The organism is Paenibacillus sp. P4_A7, from assembly GCF_056402455.1.
The window spans coordinates 1-6,283 of record NZ_JBFUHJ010000321.1; the positions used below are offsets into that span (position 1 = coordinate 1).

Consider the following 6,283-nt stretch of genomic DNA (forward strand, 5'->3'; position numbering starts at 1 on the left):
CGATTGAAGTCTGTCTCAATTTTTAATCGCGCCTTTAACCCGAGCTGTCTCCATGTGTCTGGGTGTTTCATCAAATCAATAAGCTTACGTGCTAGTTCATTACTATCTTTTTCAGCGACAAGATGCCCTGTTTGGCCATTATCAATCAATTCAGGAATTCCTGAGTGAAGGGTAGATACAACGGGCAGTCCACATGCCATAGCTTCTTTGATTGCATTAGGAATACCTTCTATGTTACCTACACGATCCTTCATGCTAGGAAGGCAAAAAATATGGGACTGCTCTAAATGTTTGGCTACCTGATGATGAGGAAGAGCACCCAAAAACGATATAAGGTGTTCCAGCTTCAATACTTTTGTTAATCGTTTCAATTTTTTTGCCAGTACACCGTCTCCTATTATGCTTAGCTGGGCTTGCGGGTAAATCTGATTTACTTGCTGAAAAGCTCTAATTAGCAAAGCAGCACCTTTCTTTTCGACAAGTCTTCCAACATAAACGATCCGCACCTGTCCATCTGAGGGGAAATAACGTTCTTTATATATGAATTGATTCAAATCTATTCCACTGTATTGGACAGAAACCTTATTTGCCGGACAGCCATATTTAATGAGTTCGTCTTTCATCGCTTGGCAAGGGACTGTGAAGCATTCCCCGATAGAAAAAAGACGCAGCAACGATTTCATACGCTTTTTCATTTTATCGGTGCTAGGCGAGTCGCATCCATGAAAGGAAGTAACGAGTGGAACTCTCCACTTTTCTTTCAACGGTAGCATTCTGATGCCTGACGTCCCGAACCTGGCGTGAATGAGCTTGAAATGGTTGTTTTCAAGCATGGATTCCAATTTGTGATAATTGGGGGAGACGATTACGTTTTTATGTGGAAAACAATCTTTGTTTTGTTTTTTCTCGCAAAAGATGTAAGGTTCATAACGTTTCATTTGCCGGATCTCGCCGTAAATAAAAGTTTCGCTGATCGGCAAAAACACAGAACGGACAACAGCGATGTTGTTCAGAAAGTTTACCTCCCTTGATGTTTTATACATTCATCCTTAATTTATGATGAGTTTGAGCAGGATGTATAGACAACCGTGTAGGTGATGGCAACGTTTCGAGAAAAGAACCTTTTTGCCCACGCTTTTTATATGATTTTGCATAGTGTGGTAAGAAGAGTGGAAAGGGATGAAAGGAAACGTGAGCGTAATCGAGAGACTAAAACGTAAGGTAGAAAATGACTTCGGAATTAGAATCAAGAAGTGGGACGTCATCAAGCATGAAAAAAAATCCAGCTATGTTGCTCGTATTGTCGCTGGGAAGGGTGAGAAATATGCTCTGAAAAGCTTATATATATCGCCTGAACGACAATTATTTATCGCTAAATCGGAGCAGATGCTGTCTCAGAGCGGTGTTGATCTAGCCCAGCCGACACCGACGTTAAAAGGCGATTTATATTTGAATCATAAGGATATTCCTTATGTCTTATATGAATGGGTTGATGGTAAAAGTATGCGATTGCGTCATAAGGAAGACCTTGAAGCAATCGTGAAAGTAATGGCTAAATTTCACTTTACATCTCGTGATCTAGATTATCCTTCTGATGTAAAAGTATATGAACATCCCAACTGGATAAATGAATACAAGGACCGTTTAAAGTCGATAGAACGCTGGAAAAAAGAACATAAATCATCAAAAAATCAGGCGGAATCAATCATCAGCCGTGAAATTTCCTTTTTCCGAAAGATGGCCAAAAAAGCACTCAAAGCACTGAAAAACAGCCGGTACGAAGACTATATGAAAGGACTTGTTTCTGCCAAGAGTCTAGTGCATGGCGATCTTCATCACAATAATCTGATTGATGGGAAAGATGCGGTTACACTGATCGATTTTGAGGATATTCGTTATGATCTCCCCTCAAAAGACCTAATCCGCACATATAGCATGTACACGAAAAGTCACCCATTTGCAGGGGAAGAATTCAAAAGCATGATGAAGACATATGAACGCTATAATCCACTCTCTCCAGAAATCAAGCAGCTTGTCTTCATTGACTTGCTGTTTCCGCATATTTTCGAGAGGCTGCTCCGCAAAAAAAAATATGTCGGAATGAGCAAAGAAGAACTAAAACACAGGATCAAACAAGAAAAGAAAAAAGCATCGTATATATACAAACATTATTTGAGTAACAAAGGTACCCTAGAAGGTGAGGGACTGAATTGAAGAGAATCGCATTTGTCCGCATGCGTTACCTTCCTCCATCTGAAACATTTATTTATGAAGAGCTGAAAAATATTAAAGATTATAAACCAATCGTGTTTACACGAAAGAAAATGAACGTAAATCGTTTCCCCTTTTCCAGAATTAAAAAACTGCCACATAGTCATAGAAAAATGGTTAAAGCATTCAGAAGAAAAAAAATCAAGCTCATACACGCCCGTTTTGGAAATGCGGGGGTCCGATTAATGGCGGTCAAAAAGCAGCTTCGAATTCCTATGCTAACGTCTTTTCACGGTTTTGACTTACCTGCAAAAATGTCGATGAAAAAAGATTATCACCGCAAGCTGCCTAGATTATTCAGAATCGGCAATAAATTCACGGTACCGTCCCGTCATATGAAAGGGCAGTTGATTAAATGGGGATGCCACCCTAATAAAATAAAAATTATGTATAGCGGCATCGATTTGAACAAATTCCTCTATACAAAGCGTGAACCCAAAAAAGATGCCATTACGATTATATCTGTCGGACGCCTTCATCCTAAGAAGGGGTTCCGCTATTTATTGAAGGCTTTCAAAAAAGTACATGATCGATATCCCTCATGCAGACTCATTATTGTGGGAGAAGGGGAAGAGGAGAAAAAAATCAAACGTCAGATCAAATCATTGAAGCTTGAAAAATCCGTTCAATTGGAAGGGCTGGTAGCTCATGGCAGGCTATCTGAATTTTTAATTCAAGCGGATGTATTTTGTCTTCCCAGCATAACGACGAAGGATGGGAACCATGAAGGGATTCCAAATGCCATTAAGGAAGCGATGGCTACTGGTATTCCGATTGTATCTACGCGGCATGGAGGTATTCCGGAATTGGTCACTGATGGAAAGGAAGGCTATTTGGTTCCTGAAAAAAATACAAAGAAGCTGGCGGAAAAAATCAAGCTATTAATAGAAAACCCAGCTTTACGAGAAGAGATGGGTAAGAACGGACGCGAGAAAATAGAGCAGCAGTTTAACTCAGCGAAGCAGGTTCAGAAATTAGAGGAAATATACAGCAACCTAATCAGAAAGGGGCGATGATTATGGATACAAACGAAACGACGAGCCAAGTTGATGAAACAAGTGAGGAAGCCGTCAATGATGCTGCTCTAGTTACTGTGGTTATTCCAACGTATAACCGTGCTAAGTTTTTAAAGAGGGGTATTGAAAGTATACTAGGCCAAACAACCAAAAGATGGAAGCTGTTGATTGTTGATGATGGCTCTAAGGACGATACGAAAAAGGTAGTTAAACACTACTTAGATGATCCAAGAATCCGTTATGTGAGATTAAAGAAAAATAAAGGTGTGTCGCATACGTTAAATCATGGGCTGTCTTTAGTAGATACACCTTATTTCTCACAGCTTGATGCAGATGATTGGTATGAGCCAAATACGCTTGAAGCCTGTCTAGATAAGATGGAGAAGTCAGGAAAAAAGACGGGCTTAGTTTATGGGCATGAGAAAATATGGAAGACCGCTAGAAGGGGTAAGGTTAAGTATGTAGAAAAGAAAAAAAAGAAAAAGATTACAAGCAAATATAAATTCATTACCTATCATCCGATGATTTATCCTCGTTTTTACCGTACAGAAGCGCTTCGCAAGGTCGGAGGCTGGTCGAGGAGGGTTCCGCAAAATGGTCGTTTTGCAGAGGATAGACAAATTCTGCTTAAGCTTGCCGGACGTTATTCCTTCAAAATAATAAGAAAAAGCTTATATAACCGTTTGAAGCATAAAAAAAATAATTCAAGAATAGAAAATCGGCATAAGTATGCCAAGGTTACTAGATTTTTGTACAAAAGAGCATTGAAGCGCTGGGGAAACAAGTATAAGGCAAAATTCGTTTGGGTAAAAGGTCGGCTTAAAGTAGGCAGGCTGATCAGAAAATGAATGTAGATGAACAACAAAAGATAGATTCGGTCTCTAGGTCGGAAGAAAAGTGGTTAACCACATTGGAAGTAATTGAAGAGATCGGCAAAGCACTGGAGGAGAAGAAGCCACTCTCCATTATTCGGATTGGTGACGGGGAAAACATCTGCCTAACGCAGTACAAAGTGTGGCCTATTAAAAAAACACTTTCAACACGTTGGGGTAGACTGTCTCGCAGCACGAATTGGAAGGGAGTCCGGTTGCCAAATATTAAGCTTCGTGACCAATTAGTTGACGCGATAGCAAAAGCGGATATTGTCGGTATTCCTTATTACGATGATAAAGAGATATTGGCCAGACAGCGATATTTGCGTCCCTTGACGGATGAATGTTTTGAAAAATATAATCTGCATCCTAAACAGCTGTGCCATACCTTCGTGAACCGTCACATGGTTGAACACCATCAGTTTTGGGAGAAGTTAAGAGGCAAAAAGGTGGTTGTCATTTCCCGCTGGGCCGATGATTTCAAAAATCTATTAATAAGCAGATACGGAGCATTTGACATAAAATTTGTAAAGACGATCCAGATTAATCGCTATGAAGAGATTCCAAAAGTAATGCAGAAGATGAAAGCAATTGAATGTGATATCGTATTTATTTCCGCGGGAGTTAATGCCGTTATATTGGCGCAGCTACTCGCGGATGAACAGAATCGTATTGCGATTGATTTTGGCAAATCAGCAATATTCATGATAAAAGGAGACCCAAAAGTTAAGTCATGGAATCCCGGAAAGGCAGATCACTATAGGGAATCAGCAGAAGGAGGAGAGCAGACTTGAAGATCACCGTCATTGGCTCGGGATATGTTGGTACTACGACAGCGCTTGTATTAGCTTATCTCGGTCATGACGTCATCGGCTATGATGTCGATAACGTCAAAGTGAGGAAGTTAAATGAAGGCATCCTTCCGTTTAGTGAACCTGGGTTAGAACCTTTGCTTAAGGATCTGCTGAAAGATAAACGGATTATTTTCACTTCAGATAGCATGACCGCCATTATTCAAAGTGAAATATTAATGATTTCGGTAGGCACCCCCTCAACCCCTAACGGAAATGCCGATTTAAAGTATCTTCAACAAGTGTTGGACGTCATTGCAGAATATATTAATGAACCTAAGATTGTTGTCACCAAAAGCACGGTGCCTATTGGAACAAATCGGTGGATGAAGCTTCAATTGACCGAAAAGATAGATACCAGTAAATTCCCAATAGAAGTGATATCAAATCCTGAATTTTTACGTGAAGGCGAAGCACTTCACGATTCTCTTCATCCTTCTCGAACTGTAATCGGCGGGGATGATATACAGGCAATAGAGAAAGTAAAACGATTATATACTCCCTTACAAACCTCGTATTTTATATGCAACTATGAAACGGCTGAAATGATCAAATACGCCTCGAACGGATTTTTAGCCGCTAAGATCTCCTATATCAATGAAATTGCTCGGTTAGCTGACCTCGTGGGTGCGGATATTGGCGGAGTCGCAGCGGGAATGGGAATGGATCCGCGCATTTCACCCCATCATTTGTATGCAGGTATTGGTTATGGGGGCTCTTGTTTTCCCAAAGACGTAAATGAACTTCTTTATCTTGCTCGGCAAAAGAATATAAATTTGAGTCTTCTAGAGCAAGTAAAGCTTATCAATGACACTCAAATAGATTGGTTTATCCAGAAGATAGAGTCGTTGCTTCCTTTAAAAGGAAAACGGGTACTCGTGCTAGGTGTCACCTTTAAGGAAGATACGGATGATCAGCGGGAGTCTCCAGGCATTCGTTTGATGGAACAATTGCTTGATAAAGAGATTGATGAGATTAGAGTAATTGATCCGACAGTTTCTTCCGTAGAACAAATCCATTGGACAAAAGGACTTGATGCTCGTGAAAAGGCGAAAATTAAAATAGTTTCGGTAGATAACGCAGCGGCAACTGGGGTTCATGCTGTCCTGTTGACGACATCATGGTCGCAATTTTCCTCCTATCCTTGGCAAGAGTGGGTTAAGAAAACGGGAAATCCTTATTTATTCGATGGAAGAAATTTTCTTGACTCAGAGGAAATGCGTCATTTGGGCTGGAAATACGTCGGTGTTGCGCGGGGGGAAACGATATGAAT

At 40.4% G+C, this 6,283-nt stretch carries 6 protein-coding genes; 5 read left to right on the top strand and 1 reads right to left on the bottom strand.

What is annotated here, in order from left to right; translation table 11 throughout:
- Positions 1–1,043: glycosyltransferase (locus AC1DWN_RS24975; protein ID WP_477561599.1), on the bottom strand; the 1,043-nt coding region annotated here is incomplete at its 3' end.
- 136 nt (positions 1,044–1,179) lie between these two features.
- On the opposite strand from AC1DWN_RS24975, the gene AC1DWN_RS24980 reads away from it, so the two are divergent.
- The 5 genes from AC1DWN_RS24980 to AC1DWN_RS25000 are packed head-to-tail and all read left to right on the top strand — an operon-like array spanning position 1,180 to position 6,281.
- On the top strand, positions 1,180–2,214 hold the full coding sequence (locus AC1DWN_RS24980) for a CotS family spore coat protein (protein ID WP_477561600.1): 1,035 nt from the start codon (positions 1,180–1,182) through the stop codon (positions 2,212–2,214).
- Positions 2,211–3,287, top strand: coding sequence for a glycosyltransferase (locus AC1DWN_RS24985; protein ID WP_477561601.1), 1,077 nt, complete (start codon positions 2,211–2,213; stop codon positions 3,285–3,287). Before AC1DWN_RS24980 ends, AC1DWN_RS24985 begins: the two co-directional genes overlap by 4 nt.
- Positions 3,288–3,289: 2 nt before the next feature.
- Complete coding sequence (locus AC1DWN_RS24990) at positions 3,290–4,135, top strand: glycosyltransferase family 2 protein (protein ID WP_477561602.1); 846 nt, start codon at positions 3,290–3,292, stop codon at positions 4,133–4,135.
- Positions 4,132–4,953 (top strand): GT-D fold domain-containing protein, encoded by an 822-nt coding sequence (locus tag AC1DWN_RS24995; RefSeq protein ID WP_477561603.1) that lies wholly within the window; start codon positions 4,132–4,134, stop codon positions 4,951–4,953. The genes AC1DWN_RS24990 and AC1DWN_RS24995 overlap by 4 nt, the downstream gene beginning before the upstream one ends.
- Positions 4,950–6,281, top strand: coding sequence for a UDP-glucose dehydrogenase family protein (locus AC1DWN_RS25000; protein ID WP_477561604.1), 1,332 nt, complete (start codon positions 4,950–4,952; stop codon positions 6,279–6,281). The genes AC1DWN_RS24995 and AC1DWN_RS25000 overlap by 4 nt, the downstream gene beginning before the upstream one ends.
- Positions 6,282–6,283 lie beyond the last annotated feature (2 nt).

What these genes read in the sequence shown, in the direction of transcription:
- AC1DWN_RS24980 (WP_477561600.1), top strand. Translation starts at nt 1,180, where the DNA reads ATGAAAGGAAACGTGAGCGTAATCGAGAGACTAAAACGTAAGGTAGAA.
- AC1DWN_RS24990 (WP_477561602.1), top strand. Translation starts at nt 3,290, where the DNA reads ATGGATACAAACGAAACGACGAGCCAAGTTGATGAAACAAGTGAGGAA.
- AC1DWN_RS24995 (WP_477561603.1), top strand. Translation starts at nt 4,132, where the DNA reads ATGAATGTAGATGAACAACAAAAGATAGATTCGGTCTCTAGGTCGGAA.